The organism is Bradyrhizobium sp. (assembly GCF_022844465.1).
In the GTDB taxonomy this organism is placed as follows: domain Bacteria; phylum Pseudomonadota; class Alphaproteobacteria; order Rhizobiales; family Xanthobacteraceae; genus Bradyrhizobium.
In genome coordinates, this window is record NZ_JALHLP010000024.1 from 19052 (window position 1) to 43693 (window position 24642).

Genomic DNA, 24642 nt, shown 5'->3' on the forward strand with positions numbered 1-24642 from the left:
CGTCATGTCCCGGCGCCGCGCGCAATATCGACGGAATCGACCCACATTGCCGGGAATGTCGATGAACGCCCGGTGTTCACATCAGCGACCCCCGGTGTAGGATCGCCGAGCCGACCTCAGGAGAGATGCATGAACAAACTAGCGATCAGGCTTTTGACGCTCGCGATGCTGTCGCTTGCGCTCGCGGCGACCCCTGTCTTCACCGTCGTCTACGCCGCGCCCGAGAACGATCCGCCGCCGCCGGACAAGAAGAAAAAGAAATCGAGCGAAGCGCGCCCCGGCATTGAGCAAACCGCATTTGCCGACGGCTACCGCGCCGCCTATGCCGCGATCTACGACCGCCGCGACTACGGCTCCGCGATTATCCAACTGAAGTCGCTCGGCCATGACGACAATGCCGCAGTCGCCAATTTGATCGGCTACGCGCATCGCCAACTCGGTGACTACAAGGTCTCGCAAATCTGGTATGAGCGCGCGCTCAAGGCCGATCCGAACCACGTCAAGACCTGGCAGTACTACGGCCTGTGGCAGCTTGAGCAGGGTAACCGCGACCAGGCGCAGTATCACCTGAGCCGGATTGCCCAGCTCGCCGGCACCGCAAGCGAGGAATATCGCTCGCTCGCGGCGGCGCTGGAAAAGCCGCCGGGCACGGGGCTGGCTTATTGAGCCATTGACGCTCGCGTTTCTTTTTAGCGCGCAACGCTAGCGACGAGGCAGATAAACCGGCGCCACTCGCCGCGGCGCCGGTTTTGCTGTTCCGGAATTTACTTCATCAGCGCCTCGACATCCGAGCGGAATTTGGCGCGCGCGTCGTCCCGCGAATAGAACATATGGCCGCCGGTATAGACGACGAACTTCACGCGGTCCGTCCCGGCATAGGCCGGCAACTGGTCGAGCAGCACTTTTGACGCGAAGTACGGCGTGGCCAGATCGAAAAGACCGTGCCCGACCAGCAATTTCATTCTGGGGTCGAGCGCGAGGATCTGGCGTAGCTGCGATACCGACTCGGCCGGTCCGCGGCCGAAATCCCAGGACCTGTTCACGCTTTCGCTGAGCAGATGGTACGAACCATCGGGCCTCCAGTTGAGCTTGCGCGTGGTGACTTCCACCGCCGCGCTGGTTAGCGGCGCCGTCAGCGCATCGCCGGAGGGGTCACCGAACTGGGCGTAGTTCGAATCCGGGTAGGGATCGAAGCCTAAGACCGAACCGTCGTAACGGCCGGTCACCCTGCCATTGCGGCGGTCGAACTCCCGCCGGAATTCGCCGACGTCAAAACGTCCGGCAAGCCTGCGGCTCACCGCCCGATCGATGCCGGTCAGCGCAGCCACCCTGTCGGCGAGCCGCAACGTGGCCTCGACATCGGCCTGCCCCTTGATGAGATCGGTGAGAAACTCGCCTTGCGCATAGCTCTCGACCTCGGCGAGATCCGCGCGCGTGATTTGACCCTTGGCTTCGCGCGCCACCGCCGCCATGCTCGGCAGCGTGTACATGTATTGGAGCAGGCTGGAGCCGGAAAAGTCGCGGTAGTCCAGCAAGGGCGAAACCAGGATCAACCCGCGCACGCCGACGCCCTGCTGAGTCTGCAGATTGCGGACGATTTTCGGTCCGCGAATGCCGCCATAACTCTCACCAGCCACGAATTTCGGCGACAACAAGCGATCATGCTTTTCGAGCCAGCGCCTGATCACCAGCGCAATCGCGCTGACGTCCCCGTCGACGGAAAGGAACCGCTTGCGCGCCTCCTCGCCGGACGCGACGAAACGGCTGTAGCCGGTGCCGACGGGATCGATGAAGACGAGGTCGGTGAAGTCGAGCCAGGTCTCGGCGTTGGGCAACACTTCCGGCGTAGCCGATGAGACCGCCCCCTCGCCGCCGATCGACAATCGCCATGGCCCGGCGGCGCCGAACTGCAGCCAGGCCGAGGCGGCGCCCGGCCCGCCATTGAACAGAAAGGTCACCGGACGGGTCGCGCGGTCGGCGCCGTCGAGCTGATAGGAATTGTAGGCGATATCGGCCTGCGGCTCGCCCTTGTCGTCAAACAGGCGGATAGAGCCCGCGGTCGCGGCGAAGCCGAGCGTGCGGTCGGGCAGCGCAAGCGTCTGCCTGGTCGTGGAATCCGGCGGCAGGCGGTGTGGTTCGGCCGCAGGCGGCGGCGTGGCGGCGTTACCCCGCCCCGCACCCTTCTGGCCCGACGGGGCTGAGGAGGATACCGCCGCCGGTTGCGGCGTGTTCGGCGCGCCAGCGTCCTCGGCTCGCGCGCCGGCCACCCAACACATGCACAGAAGCGTCACCGCCAGACGCGCGGCGCGTTGCGCCATCAAACGAAAAGCCATGTCGCTGCTCCGTGTGACGAGGATCGGTCGCGCCGCAAAATCCAGCCCGGGACTGCGGCAGCCGGGACCTGTGCTACACAACCCGGAGAACGCTGCGGAAATCACAATCCCGACAGTATCCGCATTCGACGCAAAGTCGCCTGCCCACGGCTGTCCTCGCCGACGGTTAGATGATAACGGTCGGTTCCACGGGGCGAATCCGGTCGACCACTTGTCCATGAAACCATTCAGGCGCTGGCGCGACTAACAAGACCGCGCTCTCCAATGGGGTCTCGATATGAAACTGACGATGGCTGTTTGTGCAGGGCTGCTGGCAATGGCTACTTCCGTCGCGGCGGATACGCCGGTCGCGATTGTCGAGGAAATTCAGGGCAAGGTCACCGGCGCCGAGTTCATGGACTACTTGACGCCCAAATCCGTCATCAAGCTGGGTGACGACGGCTCGATCGTGCTCAGCTACCTGAAATCCTGTCGTCGCGAGACGATCAGCGGCGGCGGTACCATTGTCGTCGGCGCCGAGCAGAGCGCAGTCCACCTCGCCGAGGTCAAGGCCGAGAAGACCAATTGTGATTCCAATCAGATGCACGCCACCACGCGGGAGAACCGTGAAGCCGCCGCCACCGTGGTTCGCAGCGTCGCGAACAAGACCCCGCCACCGCCGGCCCCGCTTACATTGTACGGCGCTTCGCCGCTGGTCGAAGCCAAAGGACGCGGCAAGCTGATCGTGGAGCGCCTCGACATCGCCGGCGAGCGTGTGCAGGTCGATCTGGAAGGCAGGCAGTTCAAGGGACGATTTTACGATTTCGCGGGCACCAACCGGGCACTGGTTCCCGGCGGCCTGTACGCCGCGACATTCAACTCGTCGAAGATCGTGTTCCGGGTCGATCCGCAGGCCAAGCGCGGCGCGACGCCGATCGTCGGCCGGTTGCTGCGCATGGAATAGGCTTTTGGCGAGCCTCAGGTCTTGAAGCTGAAGCGAACCACGCGCGACGTCTTCGCGGTCGCGGCGATCGTGCTCGCAAGCGCTGCCGTCTCGATTTCCCCCCCGCTAAAGCCGGTGCAGGGACTTTCGATCGATATCCTGACGGCCTTGCGCTGGCAGGCGTTCGGTCGAACGCACGACCCCCTCACCTCGCCCGCGGTCGTGGTTGCAATCGACGAGGAAACCTATCGCTCGCCGCCCTTCAAGGGGTCACCGACGCTGACCTGGACCGGCGAGATCGGGCGCGTGCTGGGCGCCGTCCTTGAAGGCGGCGCCAGAGTGGTGGGATTCGACATGGTGATTCCGACCTCGATCGAACTGTCCGAGATACCTTTCGGCGAAGGCAAACTCGGGGAGAAGGTTCGCGGCTTCGACCGCGATTTCCTGCGGGCGCTCGCCGCCGCGTCCGCCTCGGGCAGAGTGGTGCTCGGCGAAATCCTGCGCGGCGACGAGCCGATCCGGCCATCGCCGGGACAACGCGTCGCGGTTCGCCAGCAGCAGAACCTCCGGCCCCTCAACGTCCAGCTGGACAGCGATGACACGGTACGCCGGCTACCGCTGACATTCGCCGTCAACGGCGCGCCGACGCCGGCGATGGCGCTCGAACTGGCCGCCCGCGCCCTCGGCGTCGCACCCGAGTTTGCCGCGGACGGAACGGTTACGCTGGCCGGCTACCGGATTCCCGGCCGGGCGCCTGGTACGATGACGCTGAATTTCGCGGGCGGCGCCGACGACATCCCGACTTTTTCATTTGCCGACCTGCGCGGTTGCGCGATCCGCAACGACCGGGAGTATTTTCGGCGCTGGTTCGACGGGAAGGTCGTCATCTTCGGCACCGTCCTCGACATCGAGGATCGCCGACTGACCTCCAAGCGCTTTGCAACCGGCATCGAGGGTGCGCGCATGCCGCGCTGCGGGCCGGCTGAAGGCATGTCGGCGAACGCCGGCTTCCGGATCAGCACGGTGGCCGGCGTCTATATCCACGCCACCGCCGTCAACAACCTGATGGCGCGCAACGCCGCCGTCGAACTGGGGCGACTGCCGGTGTTCCTGATCGCGAGCCTGCTTGCGGCGCTGGCGGCGGCGGCCGCGTGGCTGTGGCGGCCGGTCGGCGCGGTCCTGGCCTGGGCGGCGATGATTGCGCTCGGTCTGGCCGGCGCCACGCTTGCCTTCAACCAGTCACTGGTGCTGCCGGTCGCCGAACCCTTCATCGCCAGCCTTGCCGCACTGGCCGCGACCGTCGGTTTCCGCTTCGTCATTGCCGACAAGGACCGCCGCCTGCTGCAGAAGAGTTTCGCGCTTTACCTCGCCCCGCACGTTATCAACCGCATGCTCTCGTCGAACAAATTGCCGGAGCTTGGCGGCGAAACCCGTGATGTCACCGTGTTCTTTTCGGATATCGAGGGGTTTTCGCTGATCGCGGAGAAGATGTCGCCTGACGGATTGATGGAGCTGATGAACGAATATCTCTCGGCGATGACGGACATCATCGAGGGCCATGGCGGGTATGTCGACAAGTATATCGGCGATTCCATCGTCGCGGTGTTCGGCGCCCCCGCCGACGATCCCGACCATGCCGCCAACGCAGCGCGCGCCGCGCTGGATTGCTGCACGCAGCTCGCAGACCTCAACGGCTCCTCGGCGCTCTTCCGCGAAAACCGGCTGGCGCAACGGATCGGGATCAATTCCGGCGAGGCGCTGGTCGGCAATTTCGGGTCGCAGCGGCGTTTCAACTACTCGGTGATGAGCGACGCGGTGAACCTGGCGTCGCGGCTGGAGGGCGCCAACAAGTTCTACGGCACGACAATCATCGCCTCCGAGACCACCGTGGCGCTGGCTGGCGGAGATTTCGCCTGGCGCGAACTCGACGCAATCAGGGTCAAGGGACGAAACCAGGCGCTGAAGATCTACGAGCTGCTGGCGCTTTCGAGCGAACTTGCGGCTTCCCGGCAGGCAGAGGTCGCGAACTACGCCGACGGGCTGGCGCATTGGCGCGCCCGTGAATTCGAACTTGCCGCCGGGTGCTTCGATCGTTCGGCGGCAACCGACCGGCCGGCGGCGCTGTTTTGCGCCCGCGCGCGCGAACTGGCGCGGAATCCGCCGGGCGAGGATTGGGACCCGATCCGGACGCTGCAGGAGAAATAGCCCCGATTCTCGCCCGGTTCGGGTCACCGGTCCGAGGGACGCGCAAGGCCATCTCGACAAGCCCCGCCAAGGTGTATAGACGGTCGCGGCGCAATCCGGCGCCCCCCGCGAGCTTGCCGCCCGATGACCTCCCCCAAGCGATACGACCGGATCGCCTTTGTCGCCAGCGCCAGCGCCGAGGCGCAGGACGCGCTGGCGCAACTGACCAAGCTCTATGGCAACCATGATGCCGATAACGCCGACGTCGTGGTGGCGCTCGGCGGCGACGGGTTGATGCTGCAGACGCTGCACGCCCACATGCGCTCGGACAAGCCGATCTACGGCATGCACCGCGGCACCGTCGGCTTCCTGATGAACGAATTCACCACCCACGACCTGCACGCGCGGCTCGCCGCGGCGCGGGAATCCCTGATCAATCCGCTGCTGATGCGCGCGACCGACGTCCACGGCGCGGTACATGTTCATCACGCCATCAACGAGGTCGCGCTGTTTCGCCAGACCAATCAGGCGGCGCATCTGCGAATCCTGATCGACGAACGCGAGCGTATGGCGGAACTGGTTGCCGATGGCATCCTGGTTGCGACCCCCGCCGGCTCGACCGCCTACAATCTCTCGGCGCAGGGGCCGATCCTGCCGATCAACGCGGCGCTGCTGGCGTTGACCCCGATCAGCGCCTTTCGGCCGCGCCGCTGGCGCGGCGCCCTGCTCCCCAACACCGCCTTCGTGGTGATCGAGGTGCTCGAGGGCGACAAGCGCCCGGTCGCCGCCGCCGCCGACCATGACGACGTGCGCGACGTCCGCCGGGTCGAGGTACTGTCGGACAAGACGATCGCGATGCGGATGCTGTTCGACCCCGGCCACAGCCTCGAAGAGCGCATCCTGCGCGAGCAGTTCGGATATTGATTTCGGGCTCGCCACCAGGCGTCTCTCGCGCTGTTTTCAACCCTTCGTTAACAATGCAGCGATACGGTTAACGCCAATATACCGCTTTGGCCGGACCGCCCATGTATCGCATAGACTTCAACAAGCTGCGGTTTCTCATCTGCGACGACAATCCGCACATGCGTCGCATCCTGCGGACGCTGTTGCATTCCTTCGGCGCGCGCGAGGCCTATGAGGCCGAAGACGGCGCCACCGCGCTCGAAATGTACAGCCACTACGTGCCCGATATCGTCATCACCGACTGGTCGATGCCGATCTTCGACGGTCTTGAGCTGGCGCAGATGATCCGGCAGCCGGAATCCAAGGGCAACCCGTACGCGCCGATCATCATGCTGACCGGGCATTCCGAGAAGCGGCGCGTGATGGTGGCGCGCGATGCCGGCGTCACGGAATTCATGGCCAAGCCGATCTCGGCCAAGGGGCTGTACCAGCGTATCCTCAACGTTGTCGCCAATCCGCGTCCCTTCATCAGGACCAAGACCTATTTCGGCCCCGATCGCCGGCGCAACACCACCAACACCTATATTGGCCCGGAGCGCCGCATCGGCGGCGATGCGGAAGTCATGCAGCAGCCGTCGCTGCTGGACAAGGCGCGGTCGAACGCCTAGCGCAGATCTGGAGAGAACATCATGCCGAAGCAAAGGGCCGGGGCGCTGAAGATCGAGTCGTTTGCCGACCATCACGTCATCACGCAGCCGAACCCGCTGCGCAAGGTGTTGTTGCGCGTGCCCGAATCCGACGTTGACGATCCCATCGCGCGCGCCGAGCACGCGCTCGCCGGGCTGTCCGGCGAATTCGGAAACTGGATGAGCACCGAGGCCGACCGGCTCTCGAGCGCCCACGCGGCCATTCTCCGCGACGGGTTCACTCCGGAAAACTGCGAAGAGCTGTTTCGCGCTGCCCACGACATCAAGGGCGATGCCGCCACGTTCGGCTTTCCCTCGGCCAGCGTCGCCGCCGAGAGCCTGTGCCGCATCGTCGAGCACGCGCCCGACCTCGAAGGAGTGCCGTCGGACCTGATCGGACATCATATCAACGCCATTCAGGCAATCGTGCGCGAAGGCACCAGACGCGACAGCGCCGTGCTCGCGTGCGCCCTGAGCCGGCAGTTGCGCGATGTTGCGGACGAGTTTCTTGTCCAAGCCAACCAGGACCGCCCTGAGCATCTCGAAGCAATCTTGGCTCCGAGCATCGTTCCGGCGGATTGAGCCGCATCCTGCCCCGTCGTCCCTGCCAACGCAGGGACTGATACGCTGCGGCTTCTCGGTCAGATGCGCACTGGCCAACGACTTCGTGCAATCATAAACGACGGCTGTGGCTATGGATTGCGTTGCGCAGGGGCGACGCCGGATTAACTGCGAGAAACTGACTTACGCCGCTATCAGATCGCGCTCAATGGCGTCTTCCGCGAGCAGTTCCTCGCAGAACATGCGGGCCTCCTCGCGGGCGGACTCGGTGGCGAAACGCCGCAACAGGATCAGGAGCGGCTCCGCGGCCTGGCGCTCGGTCCGGCAATGGGTCAGCACACGCTCGACCATGCGGCGGCGCAATCTTGCGGCGCCATCGGGCGTATCGACGTAACCGGTCTCGTGGCCGACCTCGAGCGCGACGCGGAACGCGGCAAAGGTCGATTCGGGCAAGCCTGCGCGGGTCAACAGCGCCTGCACGCCGGCGCCGCCGCGGTCGTGCAGCAGCGCTGCCACCCGCGCCTGCGGCAGGCCCGAAAGCTCGGCAAGCGCCACATCGAACAGCGCGAGATTGCCGGACAGCAACGCGCGAAGGATCAGCCCCGCGGTCAATTGCCCGGTGGCGCGCAGGTGCCGCACCAGGTCCTGCATGTCCTCGCCGCGCGAACCTGCGGCGATGTTCACGGTCGAGCGCTCGCGCGCTTCACTCGCAACCCGCCCGGCCCGGTCGGGACTGAGCCAGTTGCGGGCGACCACGAATTGCGCCAGCGTTTCGGAGAGCTTGGCGACCAGCGCCAGCCGCGTGGCGGCGGGCAGCCCGTCCAGCACCAGCATCGATTCACGGATGGCGGCGAGATGGCCGTGGCGTTCGACAATGCGATCCCACGAGAACGGCGCAAGCTCGGCATGGGCGTTCTCGATCAGTTCGAGCGCGGCAGCCGGCGAACCGACCTCGGCGATCGCAGCCGAAACCGACGGCGGCAGGCTGACGCGGCGGGCGATGGCGCATTGCACCTCGCTGTTGCCGGTCGCGACGATGTCGACGAGGTCGGCGTCGATCAGAAGCGGCGAATGTTCGAGAATTGGCAGTGCTATCGGCGGCTGGTCGAGCGAAAGCGCCTGCACGATCGCCGCCGGTGCTTCCATGCTGCGCGCGAACACGTCCGCCATGGCCTGGCGGACCAGCGGGGAGGAATCGTCGAGCTGCATCAGCAGCGCGCCCTCGGCGGCGATGCGGTCATCCGCGCTGAGGTCTGAAATCAGCCAGGCCCGCGCCAGAGCCCGCGTCGCCTCCGCCCGCTCGCCTGCCGGAGCGGTCCGTATCCAACTGATGAACTGACGAACGATCATGGACCTGGCTTACGCAACCCTGAACGACACCGTGACGCGGCGCCACTGTCATACAAAATAAACCATGGCGCTTAACAAAGGGTTCACCATAAACGACTGGTTTTGTTGACGTTTTGTTAAGGGTGCAAAGGCGATGGAGAACAACCTTGGCGTAGGATAAGACGCGGCAATTGGCTTGGAGGGGAATGCAGGCCGGTGCAACCGGCGCTTGCTCGCTGAAAGGATCAGCTGCTGAATAGGCCCGCACGATCGCTGAAGAGATCGAGCCGGCCGGGCGCGCGCACTTCAGGCTTGGCCGGCAAACCCGAAGTCGCTGGCGCAACCGAGGTTGCTGGCGCAACCGAGGTCAGCGAAGAACCTTTGCCCCATAGCTCCTGAACCGCAGGCGAAATCGGTTGCGTGCGTTCGCCGGCCTGGAACAGCGAGCGGAAGATCGGCTCGGGCGGCGCGGAGGCGGTGGTGAGGCTGGCCCGCGAGGCCGCCTCCGCCGGCTTGACGGTTCGCACGTCCGGAAAGCTGGAGAGATAGGCGGCGTTGTCGATCGCCGTCGTCGCCGGGGCCGCGCTTGCGATCGTGATGCGCCTTGGCGGATCGCCGCCGACGGTCGCCATCGCGGTACGCGTCGCCGGTGAATTGGCGGCGCCGGCGTAGCGTGTGTTCAGAACCGAATAGACCTCGAAGACGCTGCGCGCCTTCCCCGAGCGATCATGAAAGATCGAATGGTTGGCCGCCGCCGCCTGCGGAAACATCCGCACGGCGGAGGCGTTGGGATTTTCCTCGGCGCCCTGGATCAGCTTGCCGGCGCCGCCGACGCCCATGAAATGCGCCATGTAGAGTTCGGCGTCGGTCGGACGGCGGCCGATCTTGCCGGTCAGTTTGAAGCTGTTGGACTGGGTCAGCACCGCGGCCATCGACGAGGCCGCGTCCGGATCCTCGCGCAGCTTCATGATCGCGGCGCGCGCGGCGGGGTCGCTGACCGAATAGCTGCCGGAGGGATTTCGGGTGATGGCGTCGGCATATTTGCCGTAGCCGAGATGGGCGCCCGCCTCCTTCACCGTACCGAGCCAGGTCTGGTCGATAAACTGAAACAGCCCGCGCGCCGACGAGGTGGTGGCGGCGGCCTTCGGATTGAAATTGGATTCCATCTTGGCGGTGGCGAGCAGATATTCAAAGCTGGCGCCGGTGGTGGACGCGGCCTGCCGAATCGAGCCGGCGATCCTGGCGCGCGTGGGATCGCCCCCTCCCGTAGCCATGGGATTCATCGTGTCGACCGACATGGTTTGGTGCCCCGCTCCTCGCGAAACGACCGCTGGGCTTCGCAGACACCGGCAATCAGCGCCCGTGCAAGGCCGATACTGCGGCAATCATGGTTAATGAGGGGTTAAGGGGTTCCCGCGATGCGTCATTCCGGGGCGCGCATTTGCGCGAACCCGGAATCCAGAGATGCCGTTCGGGCTGCCCCGGAACGACGGCGTTATTTGCGATAGATTTCGGCGGGATCAAATGGCCTGTCCGCATCCACGAACGACAATCTTGCGCCGCCGTCGGCGGCTTCGATCTTGCGGTAGAAGCATGAACGCCGTCCGGTATGGCACGCAGCGTCCCGCTGCTCGACGCGAATCCAGATCGCATCCTGATCGCAATCCAAACGCATTTCGACCACGCGCTGGGTATGGCCGGAGGTTTCGCCCTTTCGCCACAGCGACTGGCGTGAACGGCTGAAATACCAGGCCTCGCCGCTTGAAATCGTCCTGCGCAGCGCCTCTTCGTTCATGTGCGCGACCATCAGCACCTCGCCGGAGGCGGCATCCGTCGCTACGCAGGTCAGAAGGCCGGATGCGTCGAATTTGGGCCGGAATTCCAGCCCCTCCTCGCGTTCGCTGGTAGCGGTGGATGTGGACACGCTTGGTCCTCGCAAAGATCGAGGCGAGGCTACCGGTTCGGTCCTCGCACCATGGACAGGAAACGCGCCTGTTCCGCGGGGTTATCGCGAAACATGCCGGTGTAGCGGCTGGTGAATGTCATCGCGCCATGCTTGGCGACGCCGCGCACCGACATGCAGGTATGCTCCGCCTCGATCACGACCGCAACGCCGCGAGGCTTGAGGACTTCATCGATCGCCGCGGCGATCTGCGCGGTGAGGTGCTCCTGGGTCTGCAGGCGACGGGCGAAGATGTCGGTCAGGCGCGCAAGCTTCGACAGCCCCACCACCCGTTCGACCGGCGTATAGGCGATATGCGCCCTGCCGTAGAACGGCATCATGTGGTGCTCGCATTGCGAGGTGAACTCGATATTGCGGATCAGGACGAAATCGTCGTAACCGGCGGTTTCGCCAAAGGTGCGGTTCAGCACCTCGGCCGGGCACTGGTGATACCCCTGATAGAGTTCGTCGAAGGCTTCCACCACCCGGCGAGGGGTATCCAGTAGACCCTCGCGGTCCGGATTCTCGCCGATATAGCTGAGCAGCGTGTGAACGGCGTGCTCGGCCTCGGCCCGTGACGGCCGCGGCAGGTCGGCGCGGACGGCGGCCGCCAGGAATTCCGCCGGATCAAGCTCGGCCGGGCGAGATTCCGGGGTCATATCCGGGGATTTAACTTCTGAAGGCTTGCGGAGGGATTTGATCAATGCGTCCATGTCTTCTCCGTTCGACCGGTCCGAAGACCGGAGTGTCACCGGGCAGACGGGGCGATCTGGCCGCCGGGCGCCTGAGTCCCATCAAGAAATACGGTCGTAGCCGAACTGGTTTCGTTTTCGCGCATCTTGGCGAAACGGCCGGGCTGTTTTTCCGGCCTCCATAACCATATATAGGACGATGAAACCTTGCCGCCAAGGGCGCTCGCACGGGCGTTTCCGGGACCCTGATCTATGCTGAACGACATTTACAACAAGCGGATCATCGAACTGGCAGGCAATATCCCCCGTCTAGGCCGCCTCCCCGCCCCCCATGCCAGCGCCACCGCCCACTCCAAGCTGTGCGGCTCTACCGTCAAGATCGACCTCACGATGGACGGCCCCGTCGTCACCGACTTTGCCCACGACGTCAAAGCCTGCGCGCTGGGCCAGGCCTCGTCCGCGATCATGGCAAGCCACGTCGTCGGCTCCACCGCCGCCGAACTGCGCGAATTGCGCGAAACCGTGCGCAAGATGCTGAAGGAAAACGGCAGCCCTCCGCGGGGCAAATGGGCGGACATCGCGCTGCTTGAACCGGTGCGCGACTACAAGGCGCGCCACGCCTCGACCATGCTGACCTTCGATGCCGTGGTCGACGCCATCGGCCAGATCGAAGCGAGAGCCAAGCAATCGGCATCGGCGTAAGCGGCTGAACCAACATACCGCCGTCATGGCCCGCGCATGCGGCGCAGCCAGCACGCCCAAATGATCGTCTATCAAATGCCGCAGCTCAACCATCCGCTTTTGCGGAAGGTGACACCGCCGGTGCGCCACATGCCCTATTTGGCGGGCTGCGTCGGTTCCGTCGCCGCACCGCCGGTCGGCGCCATGGCTTCCGCTGTCTTGGTTGATTTGACCGCCTGCGGTAGCGCCTCGCTCTCGACCGCCCAGTTGAGGAAGCGATCCTGAGTCGGCTTGGCCGATTTCGCGTCGGCCATCGGCGCCGAAGCATGATACATCGGCAACACGTCGGCCACCACATCGGTCGTGGCCAGGTTGGTCAAGCGTAGTTCAGCGCGCGACAATTGGTGCAGATCTTCCCACGGCGGCACGCTCAGGGCGAGCGACAGCAAGTCGCCGGTGCCGCCCATGTCGAAGGTGTATTTGGCGAGACGGCCGATGTCGCGCTCCACGATCATCAGGTCCTGCGCGGTGTAGGTCGCGGCCCTGGCGTCATCGGCGCGATCGCCCATCCAGATCTGATGCACGCGGACGCGCGCCGAGGGCGGGACGTATCGGGTCTTGCCCGACAGCAGCAGAAAAACGCACATCGACTCACAATAGGCCTCCGGCACCACGCTGACGCGTTCGCCCTGTGCGGTCTGCGTCCGCACCGTGGCGCCAACCGTCGTCAACGCACCGAGGCTGCGCAAGCGACGGCCGATTGTGATGGAATCGTTGACCGAACCACCGCTGGAATCGAGCACGATGGTTGCGCCGGCGAGCTGATGACGCCGGGCGAATTCGTCGAAGGCCCTCGGACTGTCCGCCGTCACGATGCCAACCGCCGACACCCAAGAGCCGCAGTCCGGCTGACACGCAACCCAGCTGAACTGCATCGGCTGCTTGCGTTGTTCAAGGCTGCCGCCGGCGTGGGCCGAATAGCCGAGCGTCGTGATTGCGCCGGGCAATGCGAGACAGAAGGCGGTGGCGCCCAGAAGCGCCCAGCCGCGAGTTTTCAGCGACCCTACCAGCGTCAATTTGGTCCCTTCCCCAAGGCCCCGTCAACGAGCAGTGGCAACGCCCCCCATGCAACGCGACATGATTCTGTCATCCGCGCGCCATCAAAACGGTAGTCGCGCGAATCGCGTCCGTCCATAGAACCTTTGCTGCACTCTCGCCAGAAACATGCGATTATTTGTCGGGTGTGGCGCAAATACCTGAGAGCATCCGGTTCCCTGCCACGAAACCCGGCAAGAAGACGCGCGAGATTTCAGCACCTCGACCATGAAACAATCATCGTCCGAACCTTCGCCGGCAGCGGCATTCGGGAATGCGCTGCGGAACCTGCCGCGCCTCGCCGGGCGCGCGCTGATCTGGGTCTATCGGCACACGCTGTCGCCGCTGATCGGTTACAATTGCCGGCATTTGCCGACATGCTCGGTCTACGGCGATGAAGCAATCGCACGCTTCGGCTTGTGGGGTGGCGGATGGATGACGCTGGCGCGGCTGTTACGCTGCCAACCCTGGGGCACATCAGGTATTGACAACGTGCCGCTGAAACCGCCTGCGGGTGCGCGATGGTACCTGCCGTGGCGCTACGGCCGCTGGCGCGGCGTCAACGGCCCCTAGCGTATAGCTCAGGATGCGTCAGGCTCCGGCTACCGCCAAAAGAAGATGCCACCTCTCGGCTGTTCGGGGCCGATGTCCGCGGGCGGACGCGGCGCTCGGGAACGCAGTGGTGGCGACGGCGGCGGGTCAGTCGTCGACATCGCGTCCGAACCGGATGAGCCGTCGTCGGGCAACCGCACCGACAGCAGCAAATTCGACTCAGGCGCGCGCCAGCGATAGCCGATGCCAAAATCCATCGGCTGCGCGCGCCGGAACAGTTCGGCGTAGGATTGCTGATAGCGGCCGGGGAATTCCGCGATCGCTCCCTTATAGCGACCGAACGGAAAGAAGCGCCATTTCCTGGGGCTGTAATAGGCAAGCGGAATCCCGGAATCGTCTTGAATGATGGTTGCGCTGTTGGCGAGGATGAAGTCGCGCACCGTGGTGAAGTTGGGGGAGTGCAGCAGATAAGACGCGCTCTTGAGCAGACTGTTGCCGGGCGCAAGTGTCGAACAAAATTTCAGGAAGCCGCTCGCCTTGACGCCGGCATTGGAGAGGTCGGTCGAGAAATAATACAGCGTCTTGTCCTGACCGTCGCTGCCGGCGAAGAGGATGCGCACGCCGCGGACGGCGTTAGCTCCCGGATTCTCGTTGGCGAAATACGCCGCGCCGCTGTCGTCGAGCGCGACCGGGGTGACGCTCCTGATCGTCATCCCCGCGCGCGCCAGAAACACGTAGAGGATCGGCAACGTGCCGCTGACCTGTCCCGCCTGCAGGTCGGTCTTCATCTCCTTGGTGATGAAGAAGCTGAAGCTCAGGATCGAGCCCAACGACCGTTCGACATTGTAGAGCGCGGAGGCGATGCCGCCGCGGGGCAGTTTCGTCAGATCGGGCACCGATCCCGTCGGCTCCAGCGCGCTCAGTACATAGGTCGAGGCCTTCGAATGGAACGCGTTGGCATATAGGAAGTCCGGCCCCGAGAACATGTAGAACATGGTCGGCCGCGGCGCCGCCAGATGGACCTCCGACCAGGCGCGGATCCGCGACAGCTGCCGCTGTTCAAGCTGCGCGAAGGCGTTGTCGAAGAACTTGGCGTGGCGTTGCCAGGCCGGATCGCTGGTCAACGGCGTCAATGGCGAGCCCGCTGAAGGCATCATGCCGGCCAGAAACTTCGCGGTATCGTCCGCCGTCGCGGTATCGGCGCGAACGGAAAGTCCGGCCGCGAACAACAAGACGGCGGCAAGCGTCGCAGTCCGCAAGGAAGCTCGCAAGGCGACCTTCAAGGAAGGCGTCATGTTCATTGTAGCCCCGAAGGCGCGACGGCGGCGTCGCCGGCCGATCGCTTTCGGAAAACGGCGTAGATCAAGAGACCCGACAGCATGATCAGAACACCGAGGGCCGATTGCAGCGGCCGTTGCGTCAGCAGGTAGTACATCATGAAGCCGGTCACGAGCAGGAAGACCAGGGGAGTGAGCGGGTATCCCCAGGCGCGGTAGGGTCGCGGCAATTCGGGATGCGTGATGCGCAGCTTGATCAAGCCGAGCACGGTGAAGAACGAGCAGAACAACAGCGAGAACTGGATGAAATCGAGCACCGCCTCGAAGCTGCGCGTGAGCAGCATCAGGTTCGCGGCCACCAGCTGGAACAGGATGGCGTAGACCGGCGCGCCGCCGGCGGACCTCCGGGCGAACGGCCGCAGCACCGGAATGTCCTCGCCCATCGTCATCATCACGCGCGGCCCGATCCACATCATCGCGCTGATCGATGAAATCAACCCGAAACAGATCATCGCCCCGACGATCCGCCCGCCGAACTCGCCGAAGATATAGCTGCCGGAAATACGCGCGACGTCGAGCTGCCCCGCCAGCCTGTCGATCGGCGCGGTGTACAGGAACACCGCGTTGAGCGCGACGTACAACACCAGCACGATCAGCGTTCCGGACAGCATCGCGCGCGGCACGTTGCGCTCGGGATCGCGCACCTCGCCGATGATATAGGTCGCGGCGTTCCACCCCGAGAACGAATACATCACGAACACGAGGCTGATCGCGAACGGGGCGCTGGCGATGTAGGCAAGGTCGGGAGCGGACGGCGCAAACGAGACCGGTTGCGCCGTACCGATTGCGAATCCGCTCACCAGAAAGGCGATGATCAGCACCACCTTGAGGATGGTCGCGATCAGCTGAAACCTGCCAGAATGCCTGACGCCGGCGAGCTGCACCAGCGATACCATCCAGACCACGCCGACCGCGAGCAGCATCGGCGGTGTATCGGGCAACACTGCTTTGCCGTACTCGCCGAACGCCATCGCGGCCAGCGCGACCGGCGCCGCGAAGCCGACCGTCGCCGACACCCAGCCCGCCACAAAACCGAAGGCCGGGTGATAGGCCCGGCCGAGCAAGTTGTACTCGCCGCTCGAGCGCGGAAACATCGCGCCGAGTTCGCCATAGCAAAACACCCCGCATAGCGCGACGATGCCGCCGATGGTCCACAGCAACAGGATCGAGAACCCGGAAGGGATCTGCTTGACCTGGAACCCGAGGCTGGTGAAGACGCCGACGCCCACCATGTCGGCAACCACGATTGCAACCGCCACCACGACCGAAATGGTGGAGCCGCCGCCGGGGCGCGGACCGGAGCGCGACGCCCCTAACGCTTCTGCTGCCGCCAGTTCCGTTGCTGCCACCTCGGACCCAACCTTCCCCGCGCGCCGCGCCCGACGTTCCCCTTGGCGAAGCAGGCGCCGATCAATTCAACTGCGCAAACAATGGCTTAAGTTGGGAGGGGAAACAGGTCATATCATACCGTTCCCCCGCGAAAGCGGTTGCAAGGCACCGCCGTTTGCCCAAACATCATCACTGTCCCACAATCGCGACACGATTGCATGGTCCTGTCGGGGTTCCGGACTGGGGCGTTTTCCGGTAACTTTGTGTTGCCTGATCTGGTGTTGACTGGTCACACGCGAGCATACGCCGGATGACGGCGAATCCCGGGGCAAGTGGGTGGATGGTCGGAGCTATTCCCGAATTCCTGATAGCTGATCGCGGCGGCCGGACGATTTCCCCGGCCGCGCCGCGTCATCGCCGGCGCCTTCGGTTGCGCTGGGCTACGCTGCTGGCTGCGTTGTTGCTGGCGCTATCGTTCGCCCTCGTTCTACGCGGAAAGGCGCCGAGCGCCGGGATGCTCGCGGCGAACATCGAAGGCGCAAGATCTTTAGCTTCCAGCTCTCCGGCTTTCGACTCGAACGCCGATACGTTCGAAGACCGCTTCCCCAAGCCGCGATTTTCCGACCGTTTCCCATCCTCCAGAGAAAGCCTGCCCCAGCTTCCGCGCGAGGCCGCGCTGGCACCGCCGCGGCGAACCGTGCGTACCGAGCCGGTGCGGGTGGCGTCGTTGACACCGGCGCTTGACCTGCCCCGAACCAGCGAGCGCGAAGAGCTGACGACGCTGATCAGCATGAAGTCGTCCGCCTTCCCCTATTTCGGCAACAATCCGCGCACCGAAGAACCCTTTCTCAATATCAGCAAGGGCGAGCGCAAGGGCCGCCGCAGCTACAACGGCCGGGTCTACTGGCAGGACGAAACCTACAACGACAGCCGCGTGCTGGTGCACGTCCCCGAGGCGTTCGATGTCCGCAAGCCCGGCGTGATCGTGGTGTTCTTCCACGGCAACGGCGCGACGCTGGAACGCGACGTCCGCGACCGCCAGCTGGTGCCGCAGCAGATCTCGGATTCCGGCGTCAACGCCGTGCTGCTCGCGCCGCAGCTCGCGGTCAACGCCGCCGATTCCAGCGCCGGCAAGTTCTGGCAGCCCGGGGGCTTCAAGCGCTTCATCGATGAATCGGCCAGCCACCTCGCCCGCCTCTACGGCGATCCGAAATCGGCGCAGGCATTCGCGAACCTGCCGATCGTGATTGTCGGCTACAGCGGTGGATTCATGCCGGCGGCCTGGAGCCTTGAGGTCGGCGGTATCCAGAACCGGGTCCGTGGCGTCTTCCTGCTCGATGCCGTCTATGGCGAGCTCGACAAGTTCGCGACCTGGATCGAGAAGAATCGTGCGGGTTTCTTCGTCAGCGCCTACACCCGTCACACCGCGCGGTACGATCAGGAATTGATGGAGATGCTGCGTGGCAAGGGCATCGCGGTGACCGAGAGCCTGGAGGGACCGTTGCGGCCCGGCAGCGTCGTGTTCGTGCAGACGCCCGACGGCGTTACCCATCGCGATTACGTGACGCAAGCCTGGACCGAGCATCCGCTGAAGGATCTGTTGATCAAGATGGCGGCAACGCCCGCCTTGACCAGGATCGCCGGCGCGCCCTACGCGGCGCGGTAGCTGGCGCTAGGCTGGTTTCGGCCGGCTCAGGACCACCAACGTGAACGCCAGCGCGACCAGCGCCGCCGCGACGTAGCCTGCGGCATAAAACAAGTCGCGCGCGTACAGAAAGCCGCCGATCGCAGATCCGACGGCCTGTCCGACATAGAGAAACGAGGTGTTGAGCGACACCGAGGCGGAGGCGAGCGACGGCGCCGCGCCGACCAGCCGCACCTGCTGCATCGAATTGGTGGAAGCAAAGCCAAGTCCCCAGATCGCGACGGAAGCGACCATCAGCGGATAGAGGCCGGCGCTGAGCGCCCAGCCGGTCACGCCGGCCAGTAACAATCCCATGAACAGCACCGAGCTTTTCCACGCACCCCAGGAATCGACGATCCGGGTTGCGACTGCGATGCCGAGGAAGCCGCACACGCCGTAGCAGGCGAACACCAGCGCGATCGCGTCCGGTCCAACGCCGGTCAGCTTTGCCAGCAGCGGCCCCATGAAGGTGAAGACGACGAACTGGCCGGACATCTGAAGCGTCGTGACCGACAGCAGCAGCAAGATCAGCCGGTTGCGGCCGATATCGGCCCAGGTTTTGAGGTCGACCGGCGCGCCGAGCAGCCCAGCCGGCAGACGCCATACCAGCAACAAGAAGCTGATGCAGCCGATCGCGCCGATGCCGCCGTACGCCGCGCGCCAGCCATAGCGGCTGGCGATGAATGTGATCAGTGGCAGGCCGACCGCCGCCGCCACCGACCAGCCGAGAAAGATGTAGGCGATCGTGCTGCCGCGCTTTTGCTCCGGCACGATCATGCCGGCGGTTCCCGCCGCTTGCGGCGTATAGAGCGCGCCGATCGCGAGCATGACCAGGCGAATCGCCAGCAGGCTCGCGTAATCAGGCGCGAAGGCGGATGCGATGTTGGCAAGCGCCAGTATCGCCAGCGTCGCCGCGAGCAAGGTGCGGCGCTCAATCCTTGACGTCAGCCAGGCCGTGACCGGGGAGCCGACGCAGAGCACGACCGCGCCGAACGTGACCAACAGCCCGGCGGCGGCGATGCTGACGTCCAGACCCGAGGCCAGTTCGCCCAGCATGCCCGCCGGCGCCAACACCGCGCAGCCGGTGACGACGTTGCCGAGCATGAGGGCGGTCGGCGCATAGCTCTTCATCCGCGCCCATATATCAGCTCTGGTCTTTAATGCGTAATTTCTCGAATTTGCCCGATTGCAGGCGCCGAATCCCCTGCTATACCGCTGCTTCCCGCTTACCTGCGCTCGTTCGCAGGAGTGAGCTTCAGGAGAATGCTATGCCTGACCAAAACACGCCCGCACCGGGATTCCAGTATGGCCTTGCGAATTTGAAACCGGCCGACCCCCAGCAGAAGGTCGCCCTCACCTTTCCCGACGGCGCCCGGCGCGAATATCCCAGAGACGTCACCGGACTGGAGATCGCCAAGGGCATCTCGCCCTCGCTCGCCAAGCGCACCGTGGCGATGGCGCTGGACGGCGTCATTGCCGACCTCAACGATCCGATTTCATGCGATGCGAAGATCGAGCTCGTCAACCGCGACGATCCGCGCGCGCTGGAATTGATCCGCCACGACGCCGCGCATGTGCTGGCCGAGGCTGTGCAATCGCTGTGGCCGGGCACCCAGGTGACGATCGGGCCGGTGATCGAGAACGGGTTCTATTACGACTTCTTCCGCAACGAGCCGTTCACGCCGGAAGATTTCGCCGCAATCGAAAAGAAGATGCGCGAGATCATCGCCCGCGACAGACCCTTCACCAAGGAAGTCTGGTCGCGCGAAAAGACCAAGCAGGTGTTCCGCGACAAGGGCGAAGCCTTCAAGGTCGAGCTGGTCGACGCCATTCCCGGCGACGAGCCGATCAAGATCTATTTCCAGGGCGACTGGTTCGACCTGTGCCGCGGCCCGCATATGAGCTCGACCGGCAAGGTCGGCAACGCTTTCAAGCTGATGAAGGTGGCCGGCGCCTATTGGCGCGGCGACAGCAACAATCCGATGCTGACGCGGATCTACGGCACGGCGTTCGCCAAGCAGGAAGAGCTCGATGCCTACCTCAAACAGATCGAGGAGGCCGAAAAGCGCGACCACCGCAAGCTCGGCCGCGAACTCGACCTGTTCCACTTCCAGGAGGAAGGCCCCGGCGTGGTGTTCTGGCACCCGAAGGGGTGGACCATCTTCCAGGCGCTGATCGCCTATATGCGCCGCCGCCTGACCGGCGACTACAGCGAGGTCAACGCGCCGCAGATCCTCGACAAGGTGCTGTGGGAAACTTCCGGCCACTGGGACTGGTACCGCGAGAACATGTTCGCGGCGCAATCGGCCGGCGACGAGGCCGAGGACAAGCGCTGGTTTGCGCTGAAGCCGATGAACTGCCCCGGCCACGTCCAGATCTTCAAGCACGGCCTCAAGAGCTACCGCGACCTGCCGCTACGCCTGGCCGAGTTCGGCGTGGTGCATCGCTACGAGCCGTCGGGCGCGATGCACGGCCTGATGCGCGTGCGCGGCTTCACCCAGGACGACGCCCATGTGTTCTGCACCGAAGCCCAGCTCGCCGACGAGTGCCTGAAGATCAACGACCTGATCCTGTCGACCTATGCCGATTTCGGCTTTGAGGGTGAATTGACGGTCAAGCTCTCGACCCGGCCGGAGAAGCGCGTGGGCACCGACGAGATGTGGGATCACGCCGAGCGCGTGATGGCGACGGTGCTGGCGGAAATTCAGGCCTCCGGCAGCAACCGGATTAAGACCACGATCAATCCGGGCGAAGGCGCGTTCTACGGGCCGAAATTCGAGTATGTGCTGCGTGACGCCATCGGCCGCGACTGGCAATGCGGCACCACCCAGGTTGATTTCAACCTGCCGGAGCGCTTTGGCGCCTTCTACATCGACGCCGACGGCTCGAAGAAGACGCCTGTGATGGTACATCGGGCGATCTGCGGCTCGATCGAGCGTTTCATCGGCATCTTGATCGAGCACTTCGCCGGCAACTTCCCGCTCTGGCTGGCGCCGGTGCAGGTCGTCGTCACCACGATCACCTCGGAAGGCGACGAGTACGCCAAGGTGGTCGCCGCCGCGGCCCGGCGCGCCGGCCTGCGGGTCGAGATCGACCTGCGCAACGAGAAGATCAACTACAAGGTTCGCGAGCACTCGCTGGCGAAAATCCCCGCGCTGCTCGTGGTCGGCAAGAAGGAAGCCGAGACCCGTTCAGTGTCGATTCGCCGGCTCGGCAGCGACGGCCAGAAAGTGTTTCCGACCGACGAGGCGCTGGCGGCGCTGGTGGAGGAAGCAACGCCCCCGGACGTGAAGCGGGCGCGATCGGAAACCTGATCACGATTCATCTTCCGGCACAGATTCATCCCGACGAAAGAGCCCCCAGTGCCTGACGCCCTTGAACTCCTCAAGATCCGCCGCTCGGTAAAGCCGCGCGAGATGAGCGGTCCCGGCCCCTCGGCCGGCGAGATCAACACCATCCTGACCATCGGCGCCCGGGTGCCCGACCATGGCAAGCTGACGCCCTGGCGCTTCATCGTTTTCGAGGGCGAGGCCCGGGTTCGCGCCGGGGAGATCATCGCGCGGGTTTTCAGGCAAAAGAACCCGACCGCCCCGGCCGCCGACATCGAGATCGAGAAACGCCGGCTGACCGACGCGCCACTGGTGATCGCCGTGGTCAGTTTCACGAAGCCGCACCCCAAGGTGCCGGCGTGGGAGCAGGAATTGTCCGCCGGCGCGAGCGCCATGAACATCATCACCGCCGCAACCGCGCTCGGCTACGGCGCCAGCTGGCTCACCGGCTGGTTTGCGTTCGACCGCGACGTGCTCGAAGGATTCGGATTGAAGGCGGACGAAAGGCTTGCGGGCTTTATCCACATCGGCACGCCGACAAAGCCCGCCGAGGACCGCCCCCGCCCGGCGCTGTCCGACATCGTCACCCGGTTTTGAACCGCGCCGTTACGCCGCCCTCGATGCCTGCCGGCCCAGCCGCGACAACAGCTCGCCGAGTTCGGCCGTCGGGCGCGCGGCGCTGAACAGAAAACCCTGGGCCTCGTTGCAGCCTTCCGCGCGCAGCCATTCGAGTTGCTCGGCGGTTTCCACGCCTTCGGCCGTGATGGTGATGTTGAGGCTGCGGCCAAGGCCGGCGATCGCCCGCACGATCGCCATGCAGTCGGCCGACCGCGCCAGGTCCTTCACAAACGAGCGGTCGATCTTGATCTTGTCGAACGGAAAACTGCGGAGGTAGCTCAGGCTGGAATATCCAGTACCGAAATCGTCCATCGAAATGCTGACGCCGAGTTCGCGCAGCTGATGCAGGATCGCCAGATTGGCTTCGGTCTCCGCCAGGAAAAGCGATTCGGTAATTTCAAGCTCGAGCCGCCGCGGCGATAGTCCGGAATGAGCCAGCGCCGAAATCACCACCTGAACCAGGTTGCGGTTGCGGAACTGCGCCGGCGACAGGTTGACGGCGACCTTGACCTCGGCAGGCCATCTCGCGGCTTCGGTGCATGCCTCCCGCAGCACCCACTCGCCGAGCGAGGAAATCAGCCCGATATCCTCGGCGACCGGAACGAACTCCGCCGGCGAGATCATGCCCTTTTCGGGATGCCGCCAGCGCAGCAGCGATTCGAATCCGCTGATCCGGTCGGCGGCGATATTCACCAGCGGCTGATAGTGCAGTTCAAACTCGCCATTTGCGAAGGCATGCCGCAGATCAATCTCCATGTCGCGCCGCTTCTGCGCCTGCCGGTCCATCTCTGGTTCAAAGAAACGGTGGACGCCGCCACCGTCGGATTTGGACCGGTACAGCGCCATGTCGGCGTTACGCGTCAGCAATTCCGAGGTGTCTCCATCGCCGGGCGAAAGCGCAATACCGATGCTGGCGCCGACCACAACCTCGATACCGTCGATATCGTAACGGTCGCTCAACACCCTGATCAGCCGAGCCGCGAAATCGTTCGCCGCGTTGGGCGACACATCGGGGGCCAGCAGGACCGCAAACTCATCGCCTCCCAGCCGGGCAGCCAGATTGCTCCCGCGAATTTCCGACCGCAGCCGGTCGGCAACTGCCTTCAGCAGGCGGTCGCCCATTGGATGACCGAAGGAATCGTTGACGTTCTTGAACATGTCGAGGTCGAGGCACAGCACCGCCACGCGCTTGTTTCCGGTCCGGCCCTGCTGCAGCGCCTGCTGGAGGCGCTCCTGAAAGAGCGCGCGGTTCGGAAGATCGGTCAGGCCGTCATGATGGGCCATGTGCGCGATCCGCGCCTCAGCCCTGTGCCGTTCGGTGACGTCGACCACAGCGACGAGGAAGCCATCACGACCTTCAAAGGTGACGCGCCGCCCGAAGGTTAACACCTGGATCTCGCTTCCGTCGGCCTTGAGATGGCGCCAGCCCCGATTGCAATAAGCGTCGTCGATTTCACGCAACGCCTGGCTGTGGCTGATCCGTTCGTCCTCCGGCCAGATTTCCCTGAGCTTCATGCCGAGAAACGTCGCCCGGCTGTAACCATAATGCTGCACCGCCGCGTCATTGACGTTCAGAAAATCGGTGGTCTGGGCGTCGAACACCCACATCGGCATGGGATTGTCGTCGAACAGCAGACGATAAGAAGACTCGCGTTGCTTGAGCGCGGTCACGTCGGTGACCGTCAGCGACAGAATGTCGCCAAAGCTGTTCATTCCCAGCCTCAGGTTGCGATCATCGCTGTCGATCTCGAACTGACCGCCAACGCCGCTTCCGACGGCCTCAAGCAGTCGCCCGATCACTGCCGGCTCGCACAGCAGGTTTCCGCCGGTGCTCAACCGACGCCATTGCAGTTCGGCAGACGGCAGCTTCAGAAGCCGAGACGCGCCCTCGTTGAGATGGACGATCTGAAAATCGAACGGGCGCCCGGCTGAATCGCGGATCGCGGCCAGCGACAATACACCCTCGTCGGTGGTGGAGAAAATCGCACTAAGCAGATTGTAATGCGGACCGCGTTCGTTGACGTAGACGCCGATCAGCGTGCCGCCCCATCGCGAAGACGTCGGCAGCGCCAGGAGGTCGTAGGTGCGGACGAGCCCGTCGCGCACGCAATGCGCGGCGCCGTGATACGGGCGCTGATTCTGGATCGCGCTGGCGGCGGCTTCGCCGATTACGGTGGCGCAGTCGGGTGCCAGCGCGCTCAAGGGAATATTCCACCGGTCGTCCTCCAGCCATTTCTGGACGTAACGGCCGGTGCGCGAGACCTCGAACCCGTGACCGTCCTTCCTCAGGAGGACGATGTGGTCGGCCAAGCGGCCCAGACTGCCGAGCATGACGTCTTCATAGTGCGGCAGGCCTTGATCCGGCTGCAGCGCGGCGTGCCATTTGCGCTGCAGGACCGGAACGTCGTCGAACAGTTCATTATTGGTTTTCCCTGCCGGTTTTTTCGATGCAATCATCGCATTCT

The 24642-nt window shown here is 64.5% G+C and carries 21 protein-coding genes; 11 read left to right on the forward strand and 10 right to left on the reverse strand.

Annotated features, from left to right (window positions below; genetic code table 11):
* Positions 1-129: 129 nt before the first annotated feature.
* Complete coding sequence (locus tag Q0D31_RS22550; RefSeq protein ID WP_291856236.1) at positions 130-666, forward strand: tetratricopeptide repeat protein; 537 nt, start codon at positions 130-132, stop codon at positions 664-666.
* 98 nt (positions 667-764) lie between these two features.
* Here the strand turns inward: Q0D31_RS22550 and Q0D31_RS22555 are convergent, their stop codons facing one another.
* Complete coding sequence (locus Q0D31_RS22555; protein WP_291856318.1) at positions 765-2276, reverse strand: peptidase S10; 1512 nt, start codon at positions 2274-2276, stop codon at positions 765-767.
* A gap of 373 nt (positions 2277-2649) precedes the next feature.
* Between Q0D31_RS22555 and Q0D31_RS22560 the strand changes: the two genes are divergently transcribed.
* The 5 genes from Q0D31_RS22560 (at position 2650) to Q0D31_RS22580 (ending at position 7610) form a co-directional block, all read left to right on the forward strand.
* Positions 2650-3276, forward strand: coding sequence for a hypothetical protein (locus Q0D31_RS22560; RefSeq protein WP_291856238.1), 627 nt, complete (start codon positions 2650-2652; stop codon positions 3274-3276).
* A gap of 27 nt (positions 3277-3303) precedes the next feature.
* The gene (locus Q0D31_RS22565; protein WP_291856320.1) at positions 3304-5460 is read left to right on the forward strand and encodes an adenylate/guanylate cyclase domain-containing protein; all 2157 of its coding nucleotides are present in this window, start codon (positions 3304-3306) and stop codon (positions 5458-5460) included.
* Between the two features lie 123 nt (positions 5461-5583).
* Positions 5584-6363 carry an NAD kinase gene (locus Q0D31_RS22570; RefSeq protein WP_291856241.1) on the forward strand — a complete coding sequence of 260 codons (780 nt, stop codon included), beginning with the start codon at positions 5584-5586 and terminating at the stop codon, positions 6361-6363.
* 101 nt (positions 6364-6464) lie between these two features.
* The gene (locus Q0D31_RS22575) at positions 6465-7010 is read left to right on the forward strand and encodes a response regulator (RefSeq protein ID WP_291856243.1); all 546 of its coding nucleotides are present in this window, start codon (positions 6465-6467) and stop codon (positions 7008-7010) included.
* Between the two features lie 21 nt (positions 7011-7031).
* Complete coding sequence (locus Q0D31_RS22580; RefSeq protein ID WP_291856245.1) at positions 7032-7610, forward strand: Hpt domain-containing protein; 579 nt, start codon at positions 7032-7034, stop codon at positions 7608-7610.
* Positions 7611-7772: 162 nt separating this feature from the next.
* On the opposite strand, the gene Q0D31_RS22585 is transcribed toward Q0D31_RS22580, so the two are convergent.
* The 4 genes from Q0D31_RS22585 to folE all read right to left on the reverse strand — a co-directional run bounded on the left by Q0D31_RS22585 (position 7773) and on the right by folE (position 11573).
* A complete protein-coding gene (locus Q0D31_RS22585; protein ID WP_291856247.1) occupies positions 7773-8939 on the reverse strand; it encodes a DUF2336 domain-containing protein in 1167 nt (388 codons plus the stop codon).
* Between the two features lie 224 nt (positions 8940-9163).
* Positions 9164-10216: a transglycosylase SLT domain-containing protein gene (locus Q0D31_RS22590; protein WP_291856249.1), complete on the reverse strand. Its 1053-nt coding sequence runs from the start codon at positions 10214-10216 to the stop codon at positions 9164-9166.
* Between the two features lie 197 nt (positions 10217-10413).
* Positions 10414-10842 (reverse strand): phosphoribosyl-AMP cyclohydrolase, encoded by a 429-nt coding sequence (gene hisI / locus Q0D31_RS22595; RefSeq protein ID WP_291856250.1) that lies wholly within the window; start codon positions 10840-10842, stop codon positions 10414-10416.
* A 29-nt stretch (positions 10843-10871) separates the two neighbouring features.
* The gene (gene folE, locus Q0D31_RS22600; protein WP_291856253.1) at positions 10872-11573 is read right to left on the reverse strand and encodes a GTP cyclohydrolase I FolE; all 702 of its coding nucleotides are present in this window, start codon (positions 11571-11573) and stop codon (positions 10872-10874) included.
* Between the two features lie 231 nt (positions 11574-11804).
* Between folE and Q0D31_RS22605 the strand changes: the two genes are divergently transcribed.
* A complete protein-coding gene (locus Q0D31_RS22605) occupies positions 11805-12254 on the forward strand; it encodes an iron-sulfur cluster assembly scaffold protein (RefSeq protein WP_291856255.1) in 450 nt (149 codons plus the stop codon).
* Positions 12255-12388: 134 nt separating this feature from the next.
* Here the strand turns inward: Q0D31_RS22605 and Q0D31_RS22610 are convergent, their stop codons facing one another.
* Positions 12389-13309 (reverse strand): hypothetical protein, encoded by a 921-nt coding sequence (locus Q0D31_RS22610; protein WP_291856257.1) that lies wholly within the window; start codon positions 13307-13309, stop codon positions 12389-12391.
* 247 nt (positions 13310-13556) lie between these two features.
* Here Q0D31_RS22610 and yidD point away from each other — a divergent pair, with 247 nt between their 5' ends.
* Positions 13557-13901, forward strand: coding sequence for a membrane protein insertion efficiency factor YidD (gene yidD, locus Q0D31_RS22615; protein WP_291856259.1), 345 nt, complete (start codon positions 13557-13559; stop codon positions 13899-13901).
* Positions 13902-13930: 29 nt separating this feature from the next.
* On the opposite strand, the gene Q0D31_RS22620 is transcribed toward yidD, so the two are convergent.
* Both Q0D31_RS22620 and Q0D31_RS22625 read right to left on the reverse strand, forming a co-directional pair.
* A complete protein-coding gene (locus Q0D31_RS22620; protein WP_291856261.1) occupies positions 13931-15175 on the reverse strand; it encodes a hypothetical protein in 1245 nt (414 codons plus the stop codon).
* Between the two features lie 2 nt (positions 15176-15177).
* Positions 15178-16551, reverse strand: a complete 1374-nt coding sequence (locus Q0D31_RS22625) for an amino acid permease (RefSeq protein WP_291856322.1) — start codon at positions 16549-16551, stop codon at positions 15178-15180.
* Positions 16552-17243: 692 nt separating this feature from the next.
* On the opposite strand from Q0D31_RS22625, the gene Q0D31_RS22630 reads away from it, so the two are divergent.
* Positions 17244-18212, forward strand: a complete 969-nt coding sequence (locus Q0D31_RS22630; RefSeq protein ID WP_366518545.1) for an alpha/beta hydrolase — start codon at positions 17244-17246, stop codon at positions 18210-18212.
* 6 nt (positions 18213-18218) lie between these two features.
* Here Q0D31_RS22630 and Q0D31_RS22635 read toward each other — a convergent pair whose 3' ends face one another.
* Positions 18219-19361: an MFS transporter gene (locus Q0D31_RS22635; RefSeq protein WP_291856263.1), complete on the reverse strand. Its 1143-nt coding sequence runs from the start codon at positions 19359-19361 to the stop codon at positions 18219-18221.
* A 137-nt stretch (positions 19362-19498) separates the two neighbouring features.
* Here Q0D31_RS22635 and thrS point away from each other — a divergent pair, with 137 nt between their 5' ends.
* Together thrS and Q0D31_RS22645 are read left to right on the forward strand one after the other, a co-directional pair.
* Positions 19499-21544: a threonine--tRNA ligase gene (thrS, locus tag Q0D31_RS22640; protein ID WP_291856265.1), complete on the forward strand. Its 2046-nt coding sequence runs from the start codon at positions 19499-19501 to the stop codon at positions 21542-21544.
* 48 nt (positions 21545-21592) lie between these two features.
* Positions 21593-22156: a nitroreductase gene (locus Q0D31_RS22645; protein ID WP_291856267.1), complete on the forward strand. Its 564-nt coding sequence runs from the start codon at positions 21593-21595 to the stop codon at positions 22154-22156.
* 9 nt (positions 22157-22165) lie between these two features.
* On the opposite strand, the gene Q0D31_RS22650 is transcribed toward Q0D31_RS22645, so the two are convergent.
* Entirely contained in the window at positions 22166-24634 is a 2469-nt protein-coding gene (locus Q0D31_RS22650; RefSeq protein ID WP_291856269.1) for an EAL domain-containing protein, read from the reverse strand.
* Between the last annotated feature and the right edge of the window lie 8 nt (positions 24635-24642).